A 25,273-nucleotide genomic window follows, 5' to 3' on the forward strand; every position below is an offset into this window, starting at 1 on the left:
GTTATTCTCCCCGTGAGTCAGTATCTTGTTGGCGTTTTTGACGACCTAATTCACGCACAGCCATCACACTCACACCAGCCACTAGCCCTACAACGCCACCAATTAACCCCACTGCGGTTGATGATATATGCCCACCTTCACGGTTATTCACACCAGGCTTGTCCGCACGCGGTGTTGGGTTTTCAACACTCGCAAGTTGGTGGATAGCTTTATGAAAACCCACATTTTCCTCATTACAACCATAGCAAGGATGACCAATTGCCACTGGCCACACGCCACCGACATCACAAAATTGTAATGTGGAGCAATTACCGTAAGTTTCGGGCCCTTTACAACCTAAATGGTATAAACACCAACCTTCACGGTGACCATCATCCCCGAACTCTTTTGCGAAGCGTCCCGCATCAAAGTGAGGACGACGTTCACAGTGTTCATGAATTAATCGACCGTACGCGAACATTGGGCGATTTTTACTGTCTAGTTTTGGAGGTCTGTTAAAGGTAATTAAATGAGCAACTGTCGCAAGGAAGTTATGTGGGTTTGGTGGGCAACCAGGGATATTAATAACCGTTTTATCTTTAATTACTTGATTGAGGCCAACTGCACCTGTTGGGTTATCCCCAGCAGCCGCAACACCGCCCCATGATGCACAAGAACCAATAGCAATTACCGCCGCCGCATGTTCAGCCACTTCACGGATATGCTCAACAATCGGTTTTCCTGCAACCATGCAGTAAATACCACCATCTTTCAATGGGATGGAACCATCAACGACTAATACATACTTGCCTTTATACTTCTCTATCGCAGCATGCTTGTTCTGTTCGACCTGTTCTCCAAAAGCGGCGGACAATACCTCATGGTATTCCAGTGAAATCGTATCAAGAATTAAGTTTTCCAAGGTGGGGTGAGTAGAACACAGCAAAGACTCTGTGCAGCCCGTACACTCTTGAGCCCCAATCCAAATAACGGGGGGACGTGATGGGTCACTAATAGATTCAGCAATTTGAGCGGCCGCATTCGCGCTTAGCCCCATTGTTGCTGCCAATGCTGTACATAACTTCATAAAATCACGGCGGTTTATACCATGAGAAGAAATAATAGAGTTATCTCCTATCATTCTTTTTTCCTATTATTATGGGTGGCTTAGAACCTATTCATTAGGCAAATTTTGTTTATTATCTTGAGGTTATAAATACCACCACGCCTATGCCCTAATGTGCATACGCCTTTGGCTAGTATTGTTACCGTAAGATTGAAAATAAAACCATGCCTAATGAAATAAGTTCTTATTTAAGTAACCTGATGCATAAATATAAAACAAGATCCTATTCCTACTTGCTTTTTATCGCTTGATCTTTATCAAGAGGTAATAAGAAAATTTATCTTTTTTATATATTTGTTAGAAAAATCGATTCAGTTCGTGAGGATTAAAAAATATAACCATAGAAACAAATAGTCTGTTTAATTCAATATTGCGCTACATATCACATTAATTTAAATATAAAATTTATTTATTTTCATAAGGATAATGAAAACCATTATTTTAAATTAAATTAATTAACCGAAATTTGCGTATTAATAAAAAGCCTATTTTTAATACAGAGAAATAAAGTAAATAAGAATCAATATCAAAAAATAATAAAGATAATAATAGAATATGGGTGTATAAGAAGATATTACCATCCACTTATATAATTTCATTATCATCGTATCTATATTCAATTAAACTTTTAATCTTGCTGCTGCAATAGCTACTTGCCCTAATGATAACCCCCCATCCCCCATGGGTAATTGTTTAGCATACAGTACATCAAATTCGTTCAAATTACTGACCAGCAACCGCCTTAATAACTGATTATGAATAACCCCTCCAGACAGCACTATCCGGTGAATACCATATTGGTGAGCTGACTTTCTAGCAAGTTCGGCAAAACCTTGTGCTAGAGCAACATGAAATGCATGGGCACGCTGCACTTTAGGGGCTTGATAAGCAACCCATTGTTGCCAAAACGTTTTTAAATCCAATTGCTGGCCAATTAAAGGCATACTGACTGGGTGCGTCATAACATCACATTGCGAAGCTAATGCTTCGAGCTGACACGCAGCTTCCCCTTCCCAACTGGTCGCCGCCGTACAAATCCCTAACGCAGCGGCAACTGCATCAAACAACCGACCTACCGATGAAGCTACGGGGCTGTTAACTCCTCGTTGAATCGCTTTTTGCAAACCCTGCCAAGGAAATTCCTTTAACTGCAATGCCATTTCCTGTTGCTGCCACTGTGGAACAAACTGTAACCAATGGGCCAATAAATTGCGCCAAGGCTGCCGCGATGCTAATTCACCTCCGGGTAGCGCTACTGGCGGTAGCCCCCCTAAATGCTGGCTAGTGTTGTAATCGACTAATAAACATTCCCCTCCCCATAGTCGATTATCATCGCCATAACCTAAGCCATCTAGGGCTAAGCCAATCACTTTACTACCATCTAACGGCAAGCCATGTTCTACCATTACAGCAGCGATATGAGCATGGTGATGCTGTACCTTAATGAAGGGAATTTGTCGTTGTTGCGCCAATGTTTCTCCGTAACGGTAACTCACATAGTTTGGGTGCATATCCCCCACAATGACACTCGGTATAAAGCGATAAATTGACTCAAATAAAGTAATCGTATCTTGATATTGTTGGCAAATATCCATGTCATCAAGATCGCCAAAATGCTGGCTCATCACTGCACTATTGCCCCGCAACAAGCAAAAAGTATTTTTTAGATCCGCACCTAAACCGAGTATTGAGGGCGCATTTTCAAACCCTTTAGGTAAGGCCAATGCATCAGGGACATAACCCCTTGCACGCCTTAACATTTCAGCCTGCCCATCGTGGTAACGGACTAAGGAGTCATCAGCTCGCTGCACAATGTCTCGGTTATGTGTCAACCAAAAGTCAGCGACATTCGCTAAATCAGTAAATGCGTCAGCCTCAGTTAATACGGGGGGTTTTCCAGAGGCATTACCAGAAGTCATAATTAATGGCCGTTTCACTTTTGCCATCAATAGGTGCTGTAAAGGGTTGGAAGGTAACATCACACCTAACTCTGTCAGTTCAGGAGCAACCGCTGCACTCAGTGAGTTATTCGCCCATTTATGAATTAAGACAATAGGTGCCGCAGGACTTTTTAATAATGCCTTTAACCCATTGTTAACCTTTATATTTTCATCCTCTAGCCAACCTATGGACGGAACCATCACTGCAAACGGTTTTGTAGGCCGCCGCTTACGTTGGCGTAATTGTTTCACCGCGTCATCGTTCGTCGCATCACAAGCTAGATGAAAGCCGCCTAACCCCTTTATTGCAATAATTTTGCCAAGCAATATTTGCTCCGTTGCCAATAACAGAGCATCCTCTTTTTGCGCTAAAGTTTGCCCTAAACCATCGCAAAGCTTAATTTCTGGACCACACTGCGCACAAGCATTGGGTTGAGCATGAAAGCGCCTATCGGCTGGTGATTGATATTCAGATAAACAATGTGCGCATAATGGGAAGTTAGCCATTGCCGTGTTTGGTCGGTCGTACGGCATATGGCGGATAATGGTAAACCTTGGACCACAATGGGTGCAGTTAGTAAATGGGTAATGAAAACGCCTATCTGAGGGAGTAAAAAGTTCTTGCAAGCACGCATCACAAGTTGCCGCATCGGGGATCACTTGTGTATCCATTCGGCCTTCGCCACTACGGCGAATAGTAAAGCTCTCAGGTAATATCTGCCATTGAAATGAACTTGATTGTACGCTTTCAATGTGTGCTAAAGGCGGGCAGTGTTGATGTAGTAATTGTATGAACTCGCTTAAATTAGTGCCTGCACATAAACGAACTAGCACCCCTTCACCGTCATTACAAACATCACCATAAAGATGGCATTGATGAGCAAGTTGCCAAATATATGGCCGAAACCCTACCCCCTGAACCTTACCTTTTATACGAAGCTGTATTCCGTTTTCCACTTACACACCCTCTTTATTACTAAGGGTATATTTTCACGCTAATAGTTAAAGAAAACTTCACTTAAGATCAAAAAAGTATGAGAAATGATGCAATGATGCAATGATGTATCAAACTTTAATTCAGCAACTTAACCACTGATAAATCCATCTTTCATTCGATTAAAGTGACCCGAAAGGTTATTCTGCTAATACCCGTATTTGATGGCATCTAATCCCCCCAATTAACCTCAGTGATTAAGCGAAAATAATAGCACCACAAAGAATTAATTACATAAAAAATCAGAATTACCAACCGATATTTATTAGATAAAACAACATTAAATTATATTCGTTATTGTTTATTCAGTGAAGCTAATATAAGTTTATAGTATGCGTCATTATTATTTACTAATTTACTGACATGTTATCAATAAGAGACTAATAAAATGTGCACAAGCTTATCAATAGTAGATAGTCAAAATCATATTTACCAAGGACGAACACTAGAATTAACTGAAAACTTACCTTCTTGGATAACATATTACCCAGTAAATACCTTCTTTCAGAAAAAATCACCTGATGGTCAAAATGGTATTAGTTATACATCTAAATTCGACATTCTTGCTATAACAACTGAAATTTATTTTGATGGTGATAACCATAATATGTTTCAAGGTTTAAATAGTGAGGGGTTAACTTTTAGTGCCAATATGATCACAGAAGCAGAACTCTCACCGATTGAACCTGAAAATTATTCCAAGTCATTACCTGTCACCTCGATAGGTGAATGGGCTTTATCTAGTTTTAGCAATGTTAACGAAGTGAAAAAAGCTATTGAAAGTGGCTTCTTTTGGTCCCCAATCCTCGTCAACTTTAGGAATTTAAAATCACCATTCCATTATGCTTTTTATGATAAACAAGGTGGCAGTATCGTCGTTGAAGCTGTTAACGGCAAATTACAAGTCTTTGATAACCCAACTCGTGTAATGACTAATGGGCCTGATTTTCAATGGCATTTAAAAAACCTCAATAATTATAGCCAATTATCTAACCTTGATAAGTCAACCAATCTATTAGGTAATATCCGAGTGACTCAGCCAGATAGCGGAATTGCAACTGCAAACCTCCCTTCTTCAGATACCTCGGTTGGGCGTTTTGTTCGTGCCGTTTTTTATAGTACTTACGCACCGCAAGCTGATAATGCAAAAGAGGCAATAAATACCCTTGCCCATATAATGAATAACTTTGATCGCACTAAAAATATCACTGTTGATAATATCGGAGAAGGTGAAGGGAAAGGTGATATTTTACTGTCTGAATATACTGTCTGGACTTGCTTATCTGATTTATCTAATGGAACTATCTATATTAGAGGGTATGGTGAAATGAATTATACTCAATATTCGATTGACCAATTTAGCCATGAAGGTAAAGCTATTTTTAAACAACTCGATATTTATTAATTTAATCACCAATTGTAGAAGATAGTAATCCCTATCTTCTACAATTTAAAACTATTTATTTAGCTTTAGCCTGTTCATAACGAGGTAATGCTTTTTCTATTTCCCCTAATGAAAAAGCTAAATCAACAGCAGCAATAACTGAGCCAGTATAAGCATCAATACGGGCAAGTTCTGCTGTAAATAATGCTATTTCTGCCGCATTAATTTCAGTCACCGTGCCTAGCCCATTATGATAAAAATCAACGCTTGCGGTATAACTTAACTGAGTTGTTTCAACTAAATTTTTTGCCGCTTTATGCGCTTCCAATGCTGATTTTAACGCGTTCTCAGTTAAGCTCATTTCTCGGATCGCTAACTCTTGGCTTTTTCGTAAATTTTCTTGAGCAATCAGAATATCTGATTGTGCATTCTTCATACGGGCTTGCCTGATCCCCCCTTCATAAAGCGGAATACTCACCCCAAGTAAAATATTTGAAGAGGAAGTACTTTGATTGATACCGGGTAACCCCTGTACATCTAAGCTACTATTTCCCCCAGCAACAGCGCCGGCCAAATAGACTTTAGGAAAATAATCAGACTCAACGGATTGAGTCGTTTTCATCGCTGCTTGCATAAGCTCATAATTAGAAAGTACATCAGGGCGTTGAGCTAATGCATTCCTGATCCTTTCATGGGTCAATGGCGCGATATCATCAGGGAGAACATCTTTGTCACTATATTGGATGTTGATAGACTGAAGTGGAGACATACCAATGGATGATAGCAATAATTGGTACTGGTCTTTTTCTTTCCCTGCGGCTAATACGCTTTGGAATTCTAATTGAGCAACCTGTTGCTTAGCTAATGCAACATCAAGCACGGTCGCAAGACCTCGCGCCTTTTTCTGTTCCACCGCATAAAGGACATTTTTACTGCGCGCTAAGGATTCAGCAGTAATTTTGTTTTTTTTCTGTGCGGCTCCGTAAGTATAGTAAGCCGTAGTAACATCATGAATGACCTTTTGATGAAGTAAATTAAAGTTCAAATCGGAAGCTAGAGCCGCATGTTTTGCTGCATTCGCGAGAGATTCACGCTTACCGAAATCAAACAACAACCACTGAAACGTCACCGCTGGGATAAAAACATGGTTAGAAACATCGATTTTATCAACAAGATCATTATGCGGAAGCTTTACAGTCCCTCGTTGATAACCACTTAATGCTGTTGCTGTAATAACAGGCAAATAGGTGCTTTCAACCATTCCAACATCAACCGCCGCCTTTTTGGCTAATTCCCAAGCAATACGTGTTTCAGGGTTATTTTTTTGCGCAACATCGATAAGATCAGCCAAGTCATACTGCTCTTTAAGTGTTTCATTATGTTCGGCATACAAATTCTCTTCAGGAGAAGAAAGGTATTTTTCGGATTCATATCGTAGCGGCTGCTGGGCTTTTTCCATAAATGAGCGGCTGGTATCGACACATCCGACAAGAAATACGCTCAGAAAAGTAGTGAGCAAATACTGTTTGTTTTTACTTTTTGTTAATTGTGCCGTCATTATTACTTCTCACTAATGAGTTCTTGCATGACTTGCTCTTTTTCTTGAGCTGATAATATTATCGGTAGCGAATTTAATACATCACGTTTAAAGTCACTAATTGATTTAGCGCATGCATGGGGATCTAAATTATCTTTATGATTAAAATAGATAAATTTAGAAGCATAATTTTGATAACTGTCCACTGAGGCTTCAGCTAACAGCTGTTTAAAGAAGCGAGTTAAAGCATCACCTTTATCTTTAGAGTGAGTTTCAAAGATTAACAAGTCTATATCATCTTTTGCTTTTATTACGCCTTCATTAATTGTTGAGACTAAACTGAGCGCTTGCACATTATTCTCATAATTGCCTAATTTAAGTGCCGCATAACTATCTAAGATATTCTTAATTTGCTTATTAATCGTGGTCATGATGGATACGGGCCACACTTTAGTGAACATAATATACATCACTATATTGCCTAATAAGATGCCTAAAATCCTATCGGAAGCGACATCCATATCAAAACTAGGTTTAAACCCATGTAATACCGTTAGCAAAAATGCAAGTCCAACTTGGACTCCTGCATAGGAAATACGCTCATTACCGGCAGCCACCCATGCTGCGGGTAAAATACAGAAGAAAATCAATACCATTAAGCTAAAAATATCGGATAAATGAGGAATAATATAAAGTAACGAAATAATCCCAATCAGTGCACCAATTAAACACCCCGTGATACGCAGTGTCAGTTTATGCACAGTTTCACCAACTGATGTTAATGCGACAACATAGCAAGTGATCATCGCCGTATGGATGCCTTGCCATTCAAAAAAGTCATAAAGAACGTAACATATCAGTGCTGCGCAAGTGGTTTTTATTGCAAAATATTTATGATTAGGATTAGTAAAAGCATCCTCAACAAAAAACGGCATTTTCGTTTTTGGGTCACTGAATGTTTTATTCTTAAATAAAATATTTAGGAAATCATCCAATAACTGTTGATTGCTCTTATTAGTTGGTTTGCTATCTTTAAGGTTTTCTAACTGTTCAAGTTGATTTGTAGATAAACACTGTGCAATAAATTGGCATTTTTCTGATAGCTCAATACGCACTGCTGATGATGTATCATCCGGTAAATTCAAAGACATGATCAGTATTTCATAGGAATTATCAATCATGCTATCTAGCCATTGTATTTCTTTTTTCCCTTTTAGGAAAAAAAGCTTAATAAACATTAAATAACGTTTGCATTCAGACTGAGTAGCTAAAGCTTCAGTTATTTTAATTGGCTGGAGCTTATCCCCTAAAAAAAATTGATGCGCACTTAAAAAGCGCTCTGACAATTTATTGAGTAATAATTTTCTTGGGCTAATACCAAAAAAATAATTAAAGATAATAACCAGTAACATAGGTGATACTGCCATTAAGAGAGCATACAGCAGCCCCCTAGTTGCAGCATCGCCAAAAGGAATATCATCGATTAATGTCATTAAAAATGCGATCACAAGCGCGATTAAATTACCAATATCGCCCAAACTACTGGCAGAAGATAAATACATAAATAAGCCAGAAAATAACGCCATAAAGAAAAAGCGTAACATCACATTTTGAATGGTTAAGTTAAATAATATAAAAATCACACAAACAGCAATACTGCATAAGACTATGACACCGATACACAATAGTATGTTTTCAACTGCGTCAGACTTAACAAGGTAAATAATCAGGTAACAACTGATCGCCGACTCTGGTATTTCGTATAACATGGCAATACCTGCCATTAATGCGCAGAGTAGAGAAATACGCCACGCCGTCGAAAACCGAAACTCGAATGGCAACAAATCCTGCTTTATTTGTTGAAAAACTAGTGAAGTTTTAGCAGTCATCATCTTTAGATACTATATTAACAGTAGCTGTGGCACCTATTCGCATTAATTCCTTAGGTGGATTATTTAAAATCACCCTGACAGGAAAACGTTGTTCGACTCGTACCCAATTTAGTGATTTAGGCACATAAGGCAAATCCCTAGGAATATTGAGCAAATCAGTAGACATAACCCCCCAACCTGTACCTTGCACTTTACCTTTAATTGGCTGCTTATTATTGATCATAGAGTAAACTACTGCACAGCTCCCCATCTGAATATTGCCTAACTCCGTTTCTTTAAAGTAAGCAGATGCAAACCATGTATCAGTATCTATTAATGTAAATATAGACTGGCCTGATAACACAAACTCACCAGCAGACATGGTTAACCCGACGATATAACCATTACTCGGTGCTTTGATTTCCGTATTACTTAATTCCCACTCCGCCATAGCCAATGACATTTTTAATGACTGAACGAGAGCCTCTTCGGATTTGGTATTATTAATTAATGCTTCAGAAGCTACATTTTGTTTTTGGGCTTGTTTTAAGCTGACTTCTGCATCACGTTTTAAAGTACGTGCATCATCAACCTGTTGAGCAGTCACGAAACCTTTAGCTAATAAAGGCTCTAAACGTTTTAATGACTGTGTAGCAAGAGCAAGATTAACTTGTGCACGTTTGATTTGTTCTTCTGCTACTTCAGAATTTGAAGTTTCAGCAACGATGATCCTCTTTTTATTACTGAGGGCTGCTTCTGCAACAAGTAATTCAGCTCGAGCTTGATCCACTCGCAACTGGTACATGGTAGGGTCGATCGTAAATAATAGGTCACCTTCCTTGACCTCCATGTTTTCTTTAACATGAAATTGGCTGATCCGCCCAGGTACCACAGAAGATATATTGATTTTATTTGCCTCAATCACCGCATCTTCACTTAATGGGTTCAAAACTGATGATTGCAGGCTTTTCCATAGCAAAAGCAATAGAGCCACAAACACACCGATTGTGATAATGATTGCGAGCTTTTTTTTATTTTCTGTATTCATAATTTAATGAGAGAAATAAAGTAAAGATATTGTAATGGCAATCGATAGCAAGACACCAAAGTAAAACAGCAAGGGCAACGGTAACTTATCATCGATTTCTAAGCGGACCAGAAGAACACGTAATAACACTGCGCCTATTAGTCCAATTAAGACACACAACATCCAATAAGGAAAATAAGCACCTAGCATGGGAAATAGTGGGGAGTTTCCCTGTGTACAGCCTACTAATAAAAAAGCTAGCAAGCTAATGCTAAAATGATGACAATATTTTTTAAGCAAGTTCACATCAATATTACCTATCATTATATGATTATTAATTGATTACTTATTACTATAGCGTTTTTTTTATGATTATAAAATAAATAAATTTCAACTAGATAAACATTGGTTTTATTTTTTATTAACTGAGTTTCACCGACTCCCCACCCGTCAAAAAAAAGCTCAATAACAACCCAATGCATTGATTAATAAGCATATACATTAATCAAATCAGTATAAGACCATACTGGTTATAATGTTGAACAAGTACAATATTATGCAAAGTTCAATATCAAATTAACCGCTTAAACTGATTAACTAAGCCTATTAAACGGAAATATGAACTAATTTAACTATCTCGATATCATTTAACACTAGAAATTTAAAACAATTTTACTCTTGGCCTATTTCAGGTAACAATTAGACTGTCTTATTATGACAATCAAAAATAACCGCTCCAAAAATTAACTTTAAAACTTTATTAAAACGAAAGTCGACCACATCAATTTATATATCATCGGTATATATTCCCCCTAAAAGTTTAATTCATATAGTCGAATTAGATAGTTATATTAATACCATCGAATCATTAAACAGCGTTATCCGTCATGCTATAAAGAAACGTAAGGTCTTCCCCAGCGATGACTCTGTGCCGAAAGTGATTTATTTAGCAATTGAATCTACCTCTAAAAAATGGAGTATGCCAATTAAAAGCTGAAAATAGGTAATGAGGCGTTTTATTAGTTGTAAAAATTAACTGGCTAAAACTAAAAAGGCAAAATAAAGCAATATGGGTCTCACGTTGCCTGCCTTGGTACTTCTACAGCATAACAAGCCTTAAATAATAAAAATCCAACTCAGAATGCTTCCATCACACAAGCAAGGCTTTCAATCATCAGCACCATGTTGGTTGATTTGATAATCACTACGTTTCACAAATACTCGCTCAACCATAGTAAATGTTATACTTAATAGCCATGATGATGGATCGCCCTGCCATGAGAAGGCCCCACGATTAATCAAAGAGTAATGATGAAACGTATTAAGATCATTATTAAATGTTTCCACGCAATATCTATAAAATTTTTCCGACAGGGCTCTCACGGTTAAAAGGACACCAGCTTACCTTAGAATTTCTTCTGGACTCGGTTATCGGAACAATATGTCTTTTCTAAACGACTCTGAACACCTAGCGCTAATACCCCAAGTATAAGCCATAGCCAAAAGTAAAGCATTAAGACAAACGGTTAGTTAAACCCGCCACATGCATATAATTTAACTGCCAAAAAAACTTATTATGTGTGTAAAACCATTCAGATAAATCTATTTTATGCTAAATGCGTCAAAATTTTTAAATAATAAATTTGTTTTTATTTATAACAATCGGTTAGCTTAAGGTAAATAAATTGGCATTAGCGTGGATAACCTTACTCTAGCATTTCATTTTCGGTTGCCACAAAGCATCTGAAAGGAATACGTCATGAGCTTGTTCGACATTGTCATTAAGCCGTTTCAATCCCATAATCGCTACCAGCTTGCTGTACAAGGTTGCCAGACCCACTTAGACGTTGAGCACTTCACGGGACGTGAAGCCATTAGTGAAACTTATCGTTATCAGATTACCTTTACCTCCCCAAACAAAAACCTGCAAGCGCAACAATTTCTACGCCGCAGTGCTGATTTTACCTTTTCATCGCCTACCCTGCCATTGGCTATGCTGAACACATTGAATGAGCCGCAAAAACGTGTTCATGGCGTGATCACCCACTTCAAGCGGCTGTCTGGCTCCGCTGATGAAACACAATACCAAATTGTGATAGAACCGTTTGTCTCCTTATTACGCCACCAAATGCGCACTCACCGCTTCTTCTTAAATAAATCCGTGCCAGACGTCATTGACCTCATCTTACGTGAGCATGACATGAAAGGCTGGGAATTTGAGTTTCATTTGCAGCGTCAATACCCAAAGCGGGAGCAAATTAACCAAATCAATGAGAGTGATTGGCAGTTTATTGAACGCCTGCTAAGTGAAGTGGGGATTTTCTATTCGTTCAGTTTGCAACCGGATACCAAAACCGAAGTTATTCATTTTGGGGATAGCCAACGAGCCTATGTGTATGACCTCAAGCTACCTCTCAATAGCCCATCAGGGATGAATGACGAGGGTGTAGAAAGTGTCTGGGGGTTATCACTACGTCATCAAGTGGTTGAGCGCAGTGTCACCACCAAAGATTACAATCACCGCCAAGCGATGCAAACTCTGCAATCGATTGAAACGGATATGACTCGAGGTGAGGGAGAGGACATCCACTACGGCGATGTCTACCATTATAAACCTCGTCACCTTGAGCGCGGTGAGAAGTACCAACCTGAAACGGAAACCGCTCACTTTTGGTCACGCCTTGACCATGAACGCTTTTTGGTTCGTCAAACTCAACTGTACGGTAAAAGTAATTCACCGATGCTAACGCCGCTATTGGTGCTCAAAATTACCGATAACCAACTGCCTTCAACATTACCGTCTGACTTTCAATCTGAAATCCTCCTGAGCCGCCTGCGATTTTCAGGTAGCCGCAGCAGTGCCTTAGTCGTGCAATTTGAAGCAACGTCGTACACCGAAGCTCTGTGCTGGCGTCCGACCTTGAAGCCTCGTCCTGTGATTGCAGGGACATTGATGGCACGCGTCACCAGTGCTAAACCTCACGATATCTACGCCCACCAGAATGAGCATGGCTTTTATTGGGTTAAATTCGATGCGGATCGTGATGAAAAACCGACGGGGTATGAAAGTATGCCTGTGCGGTTAGCGAAACCGTACGCGGGCGATACCTACGGGATGCACTTTCCGTTAATCCAAGGGACAGAAGTTGCCATTGCCTTCCATGAGGGTGACCCAGACCGACCGTACATTGCCCATACCTTGCATGACTCGCATCGTCCCGACCACATCACCGACAAAAATAATACCCGCAATGTCATTCGTACTCCGGCAAATAATAAGCTACGCATGGAAGACAAACGCGGGGAAGAACACATCAAATTCAGCACCGAATACGGGGGGAAATCGCAACTCAATTTAGGGCATCTGGTTAATCAAGGGCGTGAAAAGCGCGGTGATGGCTTTGAGCTGCGAACCGACTGCTGGGGCGCTATTCGAGCAGGCAAAGGGCTGTTTATCAGCACAGATTTACGCACGAAAGCCTCGTCTGAACAACTGGATATGCGCGAAGCCAAGCAACAGCTTGATGATGCGCTGAATTTAGTCAGTTCGCTACGCGAAGCGGCAGAGGTGGCAAAAGCCGAACTAGCAGATTTAAAAGCGCAACAAACGTTACTGACTCAATCTATTGATAAATTGCAGCAAGCGGCGTTATTACTCAGCGCCCCTGCAGGTATTGCTCTCACCTCCCCGAAAACGGTGCAGGCTCACAGCGGTGAAAACATTACCCTGACGGCCAATAAACAGGCTGATATCTCGGTAGGTAAAAAAATCACCTTAGCGGCAGGTCAAGCGATTAGTTTGTTTGCCCATACTTTGGGTATAAAAGCCTTCGCGGCTAAAGGCAAGGTGGAAATCCAAGCGCAAAGCGATGAAATGCACCTCACCTCACTCAAAGACATGACCATCACCAGCACGGGCGGTAAAACTGTCGTCGCCGCTAAAGATGAGTTATTGCTGACCTGCGGTGGTGCTTATATTCGCTTGAAAGGCGGGCAGATTGAGTACGGCAGCCCCAGCAACCAAACCGTCAAAGCAACTAACTGGGTGGTTGAAGGAGCGGCTTCAATGGATGTCACTCATCCACAGTTTCCGCAATCAATGCCAAAACAAACCTTGCGCTTTCAACTGAGCTCCTCTCCGCAGAGTCCGATGAAGGCGCGTGCGTTTGAGCCGTATACTTTATATGGTAATGGAGCGCTATTAGCGAAAGGATTCACCGATGAAAATGGAAATATTCAGATTGAACATGATACGTCCATAGAAAAATATCGAGTAGAGTTATTGGACGGTGAAAAATTCACCATCAATCTTTTAAAAGCAGACTCAGAAAACACTCAAGAAGATGAGGCTTCAAGGGAAGGATTTCGTGCTCTCAAACCAATGCCGGGCATGGAAGGCAAAAAACTTTCAGGTATGACACATAGAGATATTTTCAAAAAATTATTGATGAGTGAATCACTGAAAGATAACCAAGAGGAAAAATAGTCATGAGCGATGCAACGGAACAAACCATCAATCTCGTGTTAGGGGAAAATGATAGTGCAATACTGACACCTCAATGGTTTATCAGTGGTAAATATGCACCTGTTGCTGCAGGTTTTGCCCCTTTAATTAATGGTGAACGTGCTTTTGCCACAATAGCTAAAGCGATTGAACAGGCACAAAAAAGTATTGATATTATTACATGGGGATTTCAATCATCCATGTATTTTACTCGGGGGAGTAAAGACGAAGCCAAAAGAGTGGGAGATCTACTTGTTGAAGCGGCAGATCGCGGTGTTAAGGTGCGTATATTAGTCTGGTATACATTAGGGGGGATAGCCAAGATCCTAACTTTCCGGGATGGAAAGCTACTCCTAAAAACTTTGGTTATGGTAATTTTGCTGTTTATACACCAGCTACGCCTGCTGTTTACAGTGCTTCCGGTAACCAGTTACCATACCAAACACCTGAAGATTATGAATATGACTGTCAGTGGCATTGGGAGATTTCAATCAAGAAAAGAGGAAAAGGGAATATCCTTGTCAGACATCGAGAATTAAATTGGACCAATGATATTCAAGAAGCGACTGAACGACAAACAAGCCATCACGTAAAAGAATATGGCGATATTGGTTATATTCAAGGGCGGCTACTTGCTTTATACCCAACTCACCATCAAAAAGTGATTCTGGTTGATTATGAAGTGCCAGATGATGCTGTCGGATTTGTCATGGGGCACAATTCCCTCTCCACCTATTGGGATAAGGATTCTCATTCTGAACACCAGTTTTCAGCAGCTATTGGTCGAGATGCTGATACCGCATGGCAAGATAACTCATCATGTGTTTGTGGTGCCGTTTTGGCGCATATCAATCACAATTTTGTCGAAGCATGGGAAAAAAATGTTGGGGAAGATGCTGAACTGAGCCTACGGTCATCTTTTACCGAGGAAGACCATCAATTCACCCAACAGCGAATGGATAAAATTAATAACAGATTGATTCATTCAGTTACTGTAGGTGGAATGATCCCACTAAAAAAAGTGATGGCTCAAATTTGTCGTACTCAACCTCAGTATAATGAATTTGATGTTTTACGCTTATATAAGCATACGTTAGTAAGGGCAAGGAAATATATTTACATTGAAAACCAATATTTTCGTTATCCTCCTTTTGTAAAGCTATTACAAGAAGCGGTCAATGAGCGAGTTAAAAAAGGCTATGATATAGAACAAAACCCACTCTATCTCTTTGTTGTCACTAATAGCTCTAATGATGCAGCGATACATTCCGGAAGTTATCAAACGTATAAAATGATTGAAGCGTTACAACGACCAGACATGGTGCCTAATTATCATCGTAAAGAGTATAAATTGGGTGATGAGGAACCAATAGCCGCAGGTTCGATTCCCGGAATAAAATCGCATATTTGCACATTGGTTTCACCTGATTCAACAACACCGCATTGGAAATCTGTTTATGTTCATAGCAAAGTGCTAATGATTGATGACACTTTTATGACATTAGGCTCTAGTAATGTGAATTTACGCAGTATGTTATTTGACAGCGAATTTAATATCGCCATTCAAGATACTGATGTGACAAATATTATACCGCCTATCCGACAGCATTTATGGAAAATGCATACAAAACGGGCTAGTGATGATTTTAAAAAAGAATTTAAACATTGGAAAGAAATCATTAAAAGAAATAAAGAGCTTAGAAATAGTGAAATACCAACCACACCTTCTGCATCGTTAATTGAGTTTTTTGATGGAAATAAAAAATGGGATAACAAGGACTAGTTATGGAATTTAAAAAAATACTTTTAAGTTTAATGGTGATTTTTTTTCCATTGTTGGCAGGATGTGAACAAAAGGAAGTAAATAAAATGAATGATACCTTAAAAAATTTTCAATTTACCTGTGTACAAGAAAAAGACAGTTTTCCACCATTAGATCCCGAAGCTGATGCTTGGTTTAAAGAAGCACGTCGCTTAGAAATTAAAAAAGGTCCTAAAGATTTTGGTCATATTGCTACATTGTATCGTCAAGCGGCTGAAAAAAAACATTACAAAGCTATAGGTAACTTACAGAATATGATAGCAACAGGTCAAGCTGAACCTATGATAGGTAAAAAACGCTCTGAAGAGGTGATTGATTTAGTTGAGCAACTGATACAAATGGATATTCCCTTTGGTTATTACATTATGGGGACTTATCTCCAAAGAGGTTTCGGAGTAAAACAAGACTCAGATGCAGCGATGCGTTATTTTTTAAAAGCCGCAATAATGGGGAATCCAGAAGGACAACTTGCCATTTCGGAGCAATTCCTTAATGCAAGAACTCCGTTGTATCGTTTGGACTTAGGCAGAAAACTACTCGATTGTGCGGCTAAACAAGGTAATACAGACGCAGCTTATTCTCTTGCGATGAATTATGAAGTTCGTGATAAAAATTATAGTCAGGCACTGAAATACTATCAATTAGCTATCCGATATGGTAGCGATCAATCAGCTTATAAGTTATCTGAAAGTTTTAACACATCAGACCCTAAGAATGAAATATACTATATGGAACAACATGTTGATCCTGAAAGGGTTCGTCGTTATAAATTGATAGAAAAAGAGCTTTCACTTAATCCTAGAGCCAAATTCCCCGATATTGATAAAATCGTTCCTCTTCCACCTGCTGAACTCCCTGAATGGGATGGCACGTTTGAATATAAAAAACAGGCAGAGGGGCAATAACCAAGATGAATCTCTCTTTTTTATTTCATCATCAATCTGTTGCTCGTCGCATATTTAAATGCAGTGCATTGATTTGTAGCATGTTGGTGCTGAGCGCTTGCAACCCGATGGATAAAAAGGAAAAGTTGCCGATTCAAAAAACTGAACCCGATTTAACCTTCACCTGCGTGTATGAAAAAGACACGCTACCACCCGTTGATCCGGAATCGGATGTTTGGTTTAAACAAGCGCGTGAGCTTGAAAAAATCAATAAACACCAACGGGATTATAAGCAAATTGGTGAGCTATACCGTAAAGCCGCAGAACGTAATCACCCCAAGGCCATGTTAAATCTCAGTAACTTAATCAGTTATGGAAAAGTCCCCCCGGTTGAAGGTAAAGGCCCAGCACAAGAAGTGTGGGATATTATCCGAAAAATGGCTAAATTAAACATCAGTTATGGTTATTACCAAATGGGACATTATCTCGATACGGGTTATGGCGTAGCTGCTGATCGTACAAAAGCGTTAGCCTATTTTCGTCAAGCGGCAGATTTAGGTAATCCTGAGGCTCAATATGTGATTGGAGATATACTTGTTTCTCAACGCTTATCGGACAGAGATAACCCTGCCTATCAACCCGAAATAGGAAAAAGTATGTTGGATTGCGCAGCTAAACAAGGCAATGGGGAAGCTGCGCGTCGATTTGCTACATACTCTTTTAATGTGGAAAATAATGTTGATACTACCTTAATATACTATCAACTAGCAGTTAAAAATGGTTTGCGTAGTGCTGCATCTAGGTTAAATCAAGTTTTTGCCCCAAATACAACTCCAAAAAATTATTACTACCTAGGTGTAAAACCAGATCCTGAACGTTCTGCTCGTTATGAAGCTATTGCTGATGAAATTAGAAATAACCCCGAGGCACGCTTTCCTGATATCGATAAAATTGTTCCTCTTCCGCCAGCTGAACTCCCTGAGTGGGATGGCACCTTTGAATATAAAAAACAGGCAGAGGGGCAGTAATCATGACCTTTTCCTTTTTATCCTCTAACCATCTAGCCAGTCAATATGCTGTTGTCGTATTAGGCTTGCTATTGATGGGGTGTAAACCCATCGATAAAAAGGACGTCACTGTGACTCAAAAAACAGAACCTGATTTAACCTTCACCTGCGTGTATGAAAAAGACACTCTTCCTCCCGTTGACCCTGAAGCGGATGTTTGGTTTAAACAAGCCCGTGAACTTGAAAAAGTCAATAAACATCAACGAGATTATAAGCAAATTGGTGTTCTATACCGTAAAGCCGCGGAGCGTAATCACCCCAAGGCCATGTTGAATCTCAGTAATTTAATCAGTTATGGCAAAGTGCCCCCGATTGGCGGGAAAGGCCCAGCGCAAGAAGTGTGGGATATTATCCAAAAAATGGCTAAATTGAATATCAGCTATGGTTATTACCAAATGGGACATTATCTCGATACGGGTTATGGTGTACCTGCTGATCGTACAAAAGCGTTAGCCTATTTTCGTCAAGCGGCAGATTTAGGTAATCCTGGGGCTCAATTTGTCATTGGTAATATCTTCCTTTCAAAAAGGCTAGAGAATATGCAAGACAATCCAGCCTTTTACCCTGAAATTGGTAAAAAAATGCTAGATTGTGCCGTACAGCAACAACATGGAAAAGCTGCATATTATTTAGCAACATATTATTTAGATGTAGATAAGGAATTAGACAATGGGATGAAATATCATCAATTAGCTGTAAAAAATGGTTATCGAGCATCAGCTTCAGCATTAGCTGAAGGTTTTAAGCCTAATGTAAAGGAAAACTCGATGTATTATATTCCTATTAAACCAGATCTCGATCGCTCCGCCCGTTATGAATCAATCGTCAAAGAAATTGACGCTTCTGACGAAACAGCTAAATTCCCCGATATCGATAAAATCGTTCCCCTCCCTCCCGCCGAATTACCGGAATGGGATGGCACCTTTGAATATAAAAAACAACAGGATAACCAATAAAAGGATCTTAACATGCGCACACTTGTTCGATTAGGTGACAAAACTACTCATGGCGGTGAAGTGATCTCCGCGTCTGGTTCGGTGATGTACGGCAAACCGATAGCTTTAGTGGGAGATAAAGTCAATTGCCCTAAAAAAGGGCACGGCGTTAATGCGATTTTACCCGGCTCTACGCGCATTACGATATCGGGTCGTCAAGCGGCACTGAATGGTTTTCAAACTGAATGCGGTTGTACGCTCATTGCTAGTCTATCATCGTCTGGCGAACAATCATGATGAACTGGAGAGTCCCACAATTAGAGCACCCGCCTGCCCCCAAGTCTCCTCGATTATTGCTTTGGTTATTCATTATGGTGATTGTTGGTGCAATCGGATTTGGACTGAGTCTTTATTTATCCACAAATGAAATGCTATCACCAACTACTAGCAATACAATGTTGATGATTGTATTCGTCATTTGCCCTACGCTGTTGGTGGGGTTTATTCGATTTTTTATTTATTCACTGGCATCTTATCGCCATCAGCAGTTTACCAATATGTTAGATGACGCCCACAATGAGTGGCGTTATTGGGCGGGTCAGCACATTGGATTATTAACGCATTCACGATTAACTCAAATCGATGAAGAGAAAAAAGAAAGTGTTCCTTTATCTTCATTACCAATCAATAAAGATAATATATTGACACTAAACGCCTTGAAATCGCTTTCTTCATGGAAAAAGCAAGAAATAATAATACAAAAATTGCTTGCACCCATTGCTGAATATTACCATCAACATTCTCTCTCCCAACCTATTACCCTATATTGGCAAGCTGAAGATAATGAGCCTAATTGGCAGGAACTGATTGAGCAGGAAGCTGCTCGCCTATCATTGCCACTTGAATCTGTTGAAATATTACCATACATGTCTCTCAGTGAATGGCTATTGGCAATGTATGAAAACTCCTTTGAACCTAAGTTATACGCTATTTTAGCATTTCAATTAGACTCAACGGCGAGTGAAGAAGCCGCGAGTCTATTACTCGCCCCTCAAGGATTCTACGAGAGTCTAAGAGCACCTATCAAAGCGAAGCTATTACGCCCGATATCCACCGAGGTAAAATCCTTCGATGATGCATTGAAAGCACAATGTGAATTTCAATTACCGGGTCACCAATTAAATTCAGTGTGGCATAGCGGGGTCACAGATAAAAACAAAAGCCAATGTATTGAAAGCTATGTACAACAAGATATTCATTGTCTCTTAAACCAATTTTATGATGCCGATGCCTTTTTCGGTACGAGTGGGATTGCTCGGCATAGCACAATCTTGTCATTGGTCAGCGATAATCACGAAAACCAACTAATTGTATGCCAAGAAAACGATAACTTATTGTTACAACAAGTAATATGTTAATAAATGAATAAGAGGTGCCTGTTATGAGTGATAAAATTATTCATGCCATTGAGTGCTAGGCTAACCACCCTACATGGTTTAGTTCCCACCCTATTGGATGCCAATACAAAAACAAATAAAAGCCAATACATTTATTTGGATCATAATACAGGTATAGTCAACCTATCCAAAAATAAGACTGGCGTTCTGGTAATTTCTAGGGAAGACGAAACGGATCGGATTATGTCTACTGAAGAAGTCAGCGTGGATGTATTGAATTAGATAACTTGAGTCATTCTGACCCAAAATCAGGTAAAAACAAAAAGGAGTTAGATGATTAACACCTAACTCCTTGATAAATTTGGTGGCCCCTACTGGACTTGAACCAGTGACCAATCGATTATGAGTCGACTGCTCTAACCAACTGAGCTAAGGGGCCAAAGTGGAAAGGATTATACGTGCAGTTTTCTCTTAGGTCTAGTGTTTCAAAACTGTATGGCGAAATTGTGTTCAAATCAATCGCATCACTTATAATTCAAAGTGATAGCATCACCAAAAACTATCATTCTTTCATACTTGCCATAAAGCCTCGTTTATTTTGTCATTTTTAATTCAACCAATGCTCATAGTATCCATGACATTAAAAATCAATCTATATCAAATTAAAAATATAAACCACAGCATAAACACAATCAGGCTTATTAAACATTCTTCCCCCAATCATTTGATATAGAACAACAATTTTCTCATCAAGATCTCACAATATGATTTATAGATAATTCGCTGATAGGACAAAAATGATGAAAAAAGTACGTGCAGTTCAATATGGTTGCGGGAAAATGGGTAAATACCTAATCCGTTACTTACAAGAACATGGCGCTGAAGTTGTGGCAGCTTTTGATATCAATGAAGCTGTAATCGGCAAAGATATAGGCGAAATTGCAGGAACCGCACTAACCGGAGTCAAAGTCCAAGCACTCCATGAAGCAGATAAAACACTCGAAACCTTAAAACCTGATGTTGGGATCATTGCCACACTGAGCACGATGGCTGATTTAGAAGATGCATTTTCCTTATTTGCCCGCCACGGTGTTAATGCAATTTCAACTGGAGAGGAAGCGCTTTACCCTTGGAATTCATCACCAGAAATAACCCAAAAACTTGATACATTGGCCAAAGAAAATAATTGTACCTTAGCAGGGAGTGGCTACCCAGATATGTATTGGGGAGTGTTGATCGACACCTTAGCAGGTTCAATGCATAAATTAGTAAAAGTTAAAGGCTCTAGTTGCTATAACGTTGAAGATTACGGTATTGCCTTAGCTGTTGGTCATGGCGCAGGGTTAACTGTTAATGAATTTAATCAACAAATCGGTAACTACAATGATTTACCATATGACGTTATCTCACAAAAAATTGAAAGCGGTGAATATGCACCTCCGTACATGTGGACGCAAAATGGTTGGTTATGTAGCCGCCTAGGGTTAACCATTACAAGCCAAATTCAGCGCTGTGTTCCACAAATCGCCAAACAAGATACCTATTCAGACACCTTAAAAATGACCGTCAAAAAAGGGGATGTACTCGGTTTATCTGCTGTTGTGATCACCGAAACAGCAGAAGGCGTTACCCTTGAAACAGAATGTATTGGTAAAATTTTGACCGCTGATGAATGTGATAAAAATAGTTGGCAATTAATTGGTGAGCCAGATACGTCTATTGAAGTGAATAACCCAGCGACAGTTGAGTTAACTTGTGCCAATTTAGTCAACCGCATCCCTGCACTGATTAATAGCCCTGCGGGATATACTACGACGGAAAAAATGCCAAATAACGTCTATATGACCAAACCAATGCACGAATATTTATAAGCCTATTTAGCCCACCCCAAAACACAGTGGTGGGCTTTTTGGCCGATTTAATGGCAATCGTTAACGGGGCTTGACCATTTGCCACTCTAAATGCCGTTTTATCGCGGGCCATTCTGACTCAATAATGCTGTAAATACAGCTATCACGCAGTTCCCCTGTACGAGTGAGCATATGGTTTCTGAGGACCCCATCAAGTTTTGCTCCCAGACGTTCAATCGCTCTGCGACTTTGTTGATTTAAAAAGTGCGTTCTTAACTCCACAGCAACACAATTTAATTGTTCAAAAGCATACTGTAATAACAGGTATTTAGCCTCAGTATTAATCGCTGTACGCTGCACTTCTTTACCGTACCATGTCGCGCCAATTTCAACTCGCCTAACCACACTATCAATACGCAGATAGGAAGTCATACCAACTGCATTACCTGTTTTTTTATCAATAACAACAAAAGGCAACATTTCTTTTTGTTGAAACCGCTTAAGACGGTTATCCACATCTTTAGCGACATTTTCAGGTTCAGGGACAGAGGTATACCATAACTTATGTAGCCCATCCTTTTGGATCATAGCAGACAACGCTTGATCGTATTGATGAGATAAAAACTCCAAGCGAACGTGTGAACCTTCTAAAGTGATAGTTTGGCAAATTTCTTTCATAGGCTGTGAGTTCCTGACAAGTAAATGTTGATTGTGCGTGAATATTAATTTGAATGTTATTGATAATTTATTTTTATGACAAAATAATAAATTTCTCCGCTATATTTAGATTAACTCCGCACTTTTAATTAAAAGTCATGATAAAAATCACAAAAAATTAACATTATTACCAATTCATCATCCCATTAGGCTACAGTTAACTCATCTGACCTGTTAATAGAGCCCGAAATGGGAGTATAATAATGAGCAATTTTCCACACCTTTTTACCCCTCTAGATTTAGGCCATACCGTTCTAAAAAATAGAATATTAATGGGCTCAATGCATACTGGGCTCGAAGAGCATCCTGAAGGAAGTGAAAGACTCGCACATTTTTATCGTTTACGTGCAGAAAATGGGGTCAGTCTTATTATTACTGGGGGAATAGCGCCAAGCCCAGAAGGGGCACTAACTGCTCATGGGGCTGTACTCAATAACCAAGAGCAGCTCCCCTTCCATCAGCATATTACAAACGAAGTTCATCAAGCAGGCGGAAAAATTGCTTTACAAATCCTACATGCAGGCCGTTATGGCTTGCACCCCGCATTAGTTGCCCCCAGTGCTATTCAAGCTGAAATTATTCCATTTCCCCCTAAAGCACTGACATCTGATGAAGTAAAAAAAACCATACAAGATTTTGTCACTACTGCAAAATTAGCCCAACGAGCGGGATATGATGGCGTTGAAATCATGGGTTCTGAAGGTTACTTAATCAACCAGTTTATTACCAAGCGCACTAACCATAGGGACGATGAGTGGGGAGGAAGCTATGCAAACCGCATTCGTTTTCCCATTGAAATTGTTCGTCAAGTACGAGAAGCCGTTGGGGATAATTTTATTATTATTTACCGGCTTTCCATGCTTGATCTCGTCGAGGATGGCTCCACTTGGGAAGAAATAGAGTTACTAGCAAAACAAATTGAGCTTGCCGGCGCGAGCTTAATTAATACAGGGATTGGTTGGCATGAAGCCAGAGTTCCCACAATTGCAACTCAAGTCCCTCGCAGTGCATTTAGCTGGGTTACTCAAAAGTTAATGGGTAAAGTTAATATTCCATTGATCACAACTAACCGTATCAATGACCCGTATGTAGCTGAGCAAATTATCGCTAATCAACAAGCGGATATGGTTTCCATGGCTCGACCTTTTCTTGCTGACGAGTCATTTGTTCGCAAAGCTGCAGAAAACCGAGCAGATGAAATAAACACCTGCATTGGCTGTAATCAAGCCTGTCTAGACCTCATTTTTAGCGGAAAATTAGCCAGTTGCCTAGTTAACCCTCAAGCCGTCAGGGAGTTTGATTATCCTAACGAAAAAGCCACGATTAGCAAATCAGTGGCAATAGTCGGTGCAGGCCCCGCAGGGCTTTCTTGTGCTATTTATGCCGCTAAACGTGGGCATCGAGTCACCCTATTTGAAAAATCTAATCATATTGGTGGGCAATTTAACCTCGCAAAGCAAATTCCCGGTAAAGAAGAATTCCATGAAACAATCCGTTATTTTTGCCGACAGCTACAATTATTGAATGTGGATGTACGCCTTGAACAGCAAGCCGATGTAGACAACTTGTCAGGCTTTGATGATGTGATTATTGCAACGGGTGTTGTACCACGCCAAATTCAGCTTGAGGGGATAGACCATCATAAGGTCATTTCCTATATAGATGTTATTACCCAACAACGCCCTGTAGGGAAAAATGTCGCTATCATTGGTGCTGGGGGGATTGGTTTTGATGTCGCAGAGCTATTAACCCAAACAGGAAAAAGTAGCAGTTTAGATACTTCGTTATTTAACGAAGAATGGAATATTGATACTTCAATTCACTCTAAAGGTGGTATATACCCTCCACAAAAACGGCCAATAGAGCCTGCTCGTCACCTCTATTTATTGCAACGTAAAAATAGTAAAGTTGGCGCTAATTTAGGGAAAACAACTGGTTGGGTACATCGTTTGTCTCTTATGAAGCGCGGTGTAAAAATGTTGAATGGCGTTGAATACATGCGAGTTGATGACAACGGGCTACATATTCGTTATCAAGATAAAATACAGTGCCTTCCCGTTGATAATGTCATTCTTTGCGCAGGGCAAGAACCTTATCGCCCGTTGAAAATACAGTTAGCAAAACTCGGCATTAATGCGCATGTTATTGGTGGTGCAGATATAGCAGCAGAACTCGATGCACGCCGAGCCATCGAGCAAGGCATGAAAATAGCTTACCAACTTTAACTTCTTCCCCCTTG

Annotated in this window: 18 protein-coding genes, 1 tRNA gene and 1 pseudogene; 12 read left to right on the plus strand and 8 right to left on the minus strand. The window is 39.8% G+C overall.

Features of this window, described 5'->3' with window-relative positions; genetic code table 11:
* Position 1: 1 nt before the first annotated feature.
* Both hybO and hypF read right to left on the minus strand, forming a co-directional pair.
* Positions 2-1,120, minus strand: coding sequence for a hydrogenase 2 small subunit (gene hybO, locus P3L56_RS17165; protein ID WP_210831596.1), 1,119 nt, complete (start codon positions 1,118-1,120; stop codon positions 2-4).
* 605 nt (positions 1,121-1,725) lie between these two features.
* On the minus strand, positions 1,726-4,002 hold the full coding sequence (hypF, locus tag P3L56_RS17170) for a carbamoyltransferase HypF (RefSeq protein WP_198860910.1): 2,277 nt from the start codon (positions 4,000-4,002) through the stop codon (positions 1,726-1,728).
* 425 nt (positions 4,003-4,427) lie between these two features.
* Here hypF and P3L56_RS17175 point away from each other — a divergent pair, with 425 nt between their 5' ends.
* A complete protein-coding gene (locus P3L56_RS17175; RefSeq protein WP_042846142.1) occupies positions 4,428-5,444 on the plus strand; it encodes a linear amide C-N hydrolase in 1,017 nt (338 codons plus the stop codon).
* Between the two features lie 55 nt (positions 5,445-5,499).
* Here the strand turns inward: P3L56_RS17175 and P3L56_RS17180 are convergent, their stop codons facing one another.
* The 4 genes from P3L56_RS17180 to P3L56_RS17195 are packed head-to-tail and all read right to left on the minus strand — an operon-like array spanning position 5,500 to position 10,182.
* On the minus strand, positions 5,500-6,981 hold the full coding sequence (locus P3L56_RS17180) for a TolC family protein (RefSeq protein WP_042846143.1): 1,482 nt from the start codon (positions 6,979-6,981) through the stop codon (positions 5,500-5,502).
* Positions 6,982-6,983: 2 nt separating this feature from the next.
* Complete coding sequence (locus P3L56_RS17185) at positions 6,984-8,852, minus strand: FUSC family protein (RefSeq protein WP_166685118.1); 1,869 nt, start codon at positions 8,850-8,852, stop codon at positions 6,984-6,986.
* Entirely contained in the window at positions 8,839-9,879 is a 1,041-nt protein-coding gene (gene mdtN / locus P3L56_RS17190) for a multidrug transporter subunit MdtN (RefSeq protein WP_042846146.1), read from the minus strand. Before mdtN ends, P3L56_RS17185 begins: the two co-directional genes overlap by 14 nt.
* Positions 9,880-9,882: 3 nt before the next feature.
* A complete protein-coding gene (locus P3L56_RS17195) occupies positions 9,883-10,182 on the minus strand; it encodes a YtcA family lipoprotein (protein ID WP_208291984.1) in 300 nt (99 codons plus the stop codon).
* Positions 10,183-10,711: 529 nt separating this feature from the next.
* Here P3L56_RS17195 and P3L56_RS17200 point away from each other — a divergent pair.
* The 9 genes and pseudogenes from P3L56_RS17200 to P3L56_RS17240 form a co-directional block, all read left to right on the plus strand.
* A pseudogene (locus P3L56_RS17200) lies at positions 10,712-10,855 on the plus strand (transposase); the annotation flags it as partial.
* 762 nt (positions 10,856-11,617) lie between these two features.
* Positions 11,618-14,344, plus strand: coding sequence for a DUF2345 domain-containing protein (locus P3L56_RS17205; RefSeq protein ID WP_210831721.1), 2,727 nt, complete (start codon positions 11,618-11,620; stop codon positions 14,342-14,344).
* Positions 14,345-14,346: 2 nt separating this feature from the next.
* The gene (locus P3L56_RS17210) at positions 14,347-14,901 is read left to right on the plus strand and encodes a phospholipase D-like domain-containing protein (RefSeq protein WP_272686148.1); all 555 of its coding nucleotides are present in this window, start codon (positions 14,347-14,349) and stop codon (positions 14,899-14,901) included.
* Positions 14,902-15,071: 170 nt separating this feature from the next.
* Positions 15,072-16,145, plus strand: coding sequence for a phospholipase D-like domain-containing protein (locus P3L56_RS17215; protein WP_272686149.1), 1,074 nt, complete (start codon positions 15,072-15,074; stop codon positions 16,143-16,145).
* Between the two features lie 2 nt (positions 16,146-16,147).
* On the plus strand, positions 16,148-17,089 hold the full coding sequence (locus P3L56_RS17220; RefSeq protein WP_042846153.1) for a DUF6396 domain-containing protein: 942 nt from the start codon (positions 16,148-16,150) through the stop codon (positions 17,087-17,089).
* Between the two features lie 5 nt (positions 17,090-17,094).
* Positions 17,095-18,096 carry a DUF6396 domain-containing protein gene (locus P3L56_RS17225; protein ID WP_247605624.1) on the plus strand — a complete coding sequence of 334 codons (1,002 nt, stop codon included), beginning with the start codon at positions 17,095-17,097 and terminating at the stop codon, positions 18,094-18,096.
* Between the two features lie 74 nt (positions 18,097-18,170).
* Positions 18,171-19,091, plus strand: a complete 921-nt coding sequence (locus tag P3L56_RS17230; protein ID WP_210831724.1) for a DUF6396 domain-containing protein — start codon at positions 18,171-18,173, stop codon at positions 19,089-19,091.
* Positions 19,092-19,103: 12 nt separating this feature from the next.
* Positions 19,104-19,367, plus strand: coding sequence for a PAAR domain-containing protein (locus tag P3L56_RS17235; RefSeq protein ID WP_131680186.1), 264 nt, complete (start codon positions 19,104-19,106; stop codon positions 19,365-19,367).
* A complete protein-coding gene (locus P3L56_RS17240; RefSeq protein WP_048606201.1) occupies positions 19,364-20,488 on the plus strand; it encodes a hypothetical protein in 1,125 nt (374 codons plus the stop codon). Before P3L56_RS17235 ends, P3L56_RS17240 begins: the two co-directional genes overlap by 4 nt.
* A gap of 341 nt (positions 20,489-20,829) precedes the next feature.
* Here the strand turns inward: P3L56_RS17240 and P3L56_RS17245 are convergent.
* Positions 20,830-20,906, minus strand: a tRNA-Ile gene (locus P3L56_RS17245).
* Positions 20,907-21,267: 361 nt separating this feature from the next.
* Between P3L56_RS17245 and P3L56_RS17250 the strand changes: the two genes are divergently transcribed.
* Positions 21,268-22,338 carry a dihydrodipicolinate reductase gene (locus P3L56_RS17250; RefSeq protein WP_233102470.1) on the plus strand — a complete coding sequence of 357 codons (1,071 nt, stop codon included), beginning with the start codon at positions 21,268-21,270 and terminating at the stop codon, positions 22,336-22,338.
* A gap of 60 nt (positions 22,339-22,398) precedes the next feature.
* Here P3L56_RS17250 and P3L56_RS17255 read toward each other — a convergent pair whose 3' ends face one another.
* Positions 22,399-22,995 (minus strand): GNAT family N-acetyltransferase, encoded by a 597-nt coding sequence (locus P3L56_RS17255; RefSeq protein ID WP_042846161.1) that lies wholly within the window; start codon positions 22,993-22,995, stop codon positions 22,399-22,401.
* Positions 22,996-23,237: 242 nt separating this feature from the next.
* Here P3L56_RS17255 and P3L56_RS17260 point away from each other — a divergent pair, with 242 nt between their 5' ends.
* Complete coding sequence (locus tag P3L56_RS17260; protein ID WP_042846162.1) at positions 23,238-25,259, plus strand: NADPH-dependent 2,4-dienoyl-CoA reductase; 2,022 nt, start codon at positions 23,238-23,240, stop codon at positions 25,257-25,259.
* Positions 25,260-25,273 lie beyond the last annotated feature (14 nt).

This window comes from Providencia sp. PROV024 (genome assembly GCF_032709665.1).
In the GTDB taxonomy this organism is placed as follows: Bacteria; Pseudomonadota; Gammaproteobacteria; order Enterobacterales; family Enterobacteriaceae; genus Providencia; species Providencia huashanensis.

Bases quoted from the DNA above. Each gene is read 5' to 3' on its own strand.
- P3L56_RS17255 (WP_042846161.1), bottom strand. From the start codon at position 22,995: ATGAAAGAAATTTGCCAAACTATCACTTTAGAAGGTTCACACGTTCGC.
- P3L56_RS17215 (WP_272686149.1), top strand. From the start codon at position 15,072: ATGGGGCACAATTCCCTCTCCACCTATTGGGATAAGGATTCTCATTCT.
- mdtN (WP_042846146.1), bottom strand. From the start codon at position 9,879: ATGAATACAGAAAATAAAAAAAAGCTCGCAATCATTATCACAATCGGT.
- P3L56_RS17180 (WP_042846143.1), bottom strand. From the start codon at position 6,981: ATGACGGCACAATTAACAAAAAGTAAAAACAAACAGTATTTGCTCACT.
- P3L56_RS17185 (WP_166685118.1), bottom strand. From the start codon at position 8,852: ATGATGACTGCTAAAACTTCACTAGTTTTTCAACAAATAAAGCAGGAT.
- P3L56_RS17260 (WP_042846162.1), top strand. From the start codon at position 23,238: ATGAGCAATTTTCCACACCTTTTTACCCCTCTAGATTTAGGCCATACC.
- P3L56_RS17250 (WP_233102470.1), top strand. From the start codon at position 21,268: ATGAAAAAAGTACGTGCAGTTCAATATGGTTGCGGGAAAATGGGTAAA.
- P3L56_RS17230 (WP_210831724.1), top strand. From the start codon at position 18,171: ATGGGGTGTAAACCCATCGATAAAAAGGACGTCACTGTGACTCAAAAA.
- hybO (WP_210831596.1), bottom strand. From the start codon at position 1,120: ATGATAGGAGATAACTCTATTATTTCTTCTCATGGTATAAACCGCCGT.
- P3L56_RS17225 (WP_247605624.1), top strand. From the start codon at position 17,095: ATGAATCTCTCTTTTTTATTTCATCATCAATCTGTTGCTCGTCGCATA.
- P3L56_RS17205 (WP_210831721.1), top strand. From the start codon at position 11,618: ATGAGCTTGTTCGACATTGTCATTAAGCCGTTTCAATCCCATAATCGC.
- P3L56_RS17220 (WP_042846153.1), top strand. From the start codon at position 16,148: ATGGAATTTAAAAAAATACTTTTAAGTTTAATGGTGATTTTTTTTCCA.
- P3L56_RS17175 (WP_042846142.1), top strand. From the start codon at position 4,428: ATGTGCACAAGCTTATCAATAGTAGATAGTCAAAATCATATTTACCAA.
- P3L56_RS17195 (WP_208291984.1), bottom strand. From the start codon at position 10,182: ATGATAGGTAATATTGATGTGAACTTGCTTAAAAAATATTGTCATCAT.
- P3L56_RS17235 (WP_131680186.1), top strand. From the start codon at position 19,104: ATGCGCACACTTGTTCGATTAGGTGACAAAACTACTCATGGCGGTGAA.
- P3L56_RS17210 (WP_272686148.1), top strand. From the start codon at position 14,347: ATGAGCGATGCAACGGAACAAACCATCAATCTCGTGTTAGGGGAAAAT.
- P3L56_RS17240 (WP_048606201.1), top strand. From the start codon at position 19,364: ATGATGAACTGGAGAGTCCCACAATTAGAGCACCCGCCTGCCCCCAAG.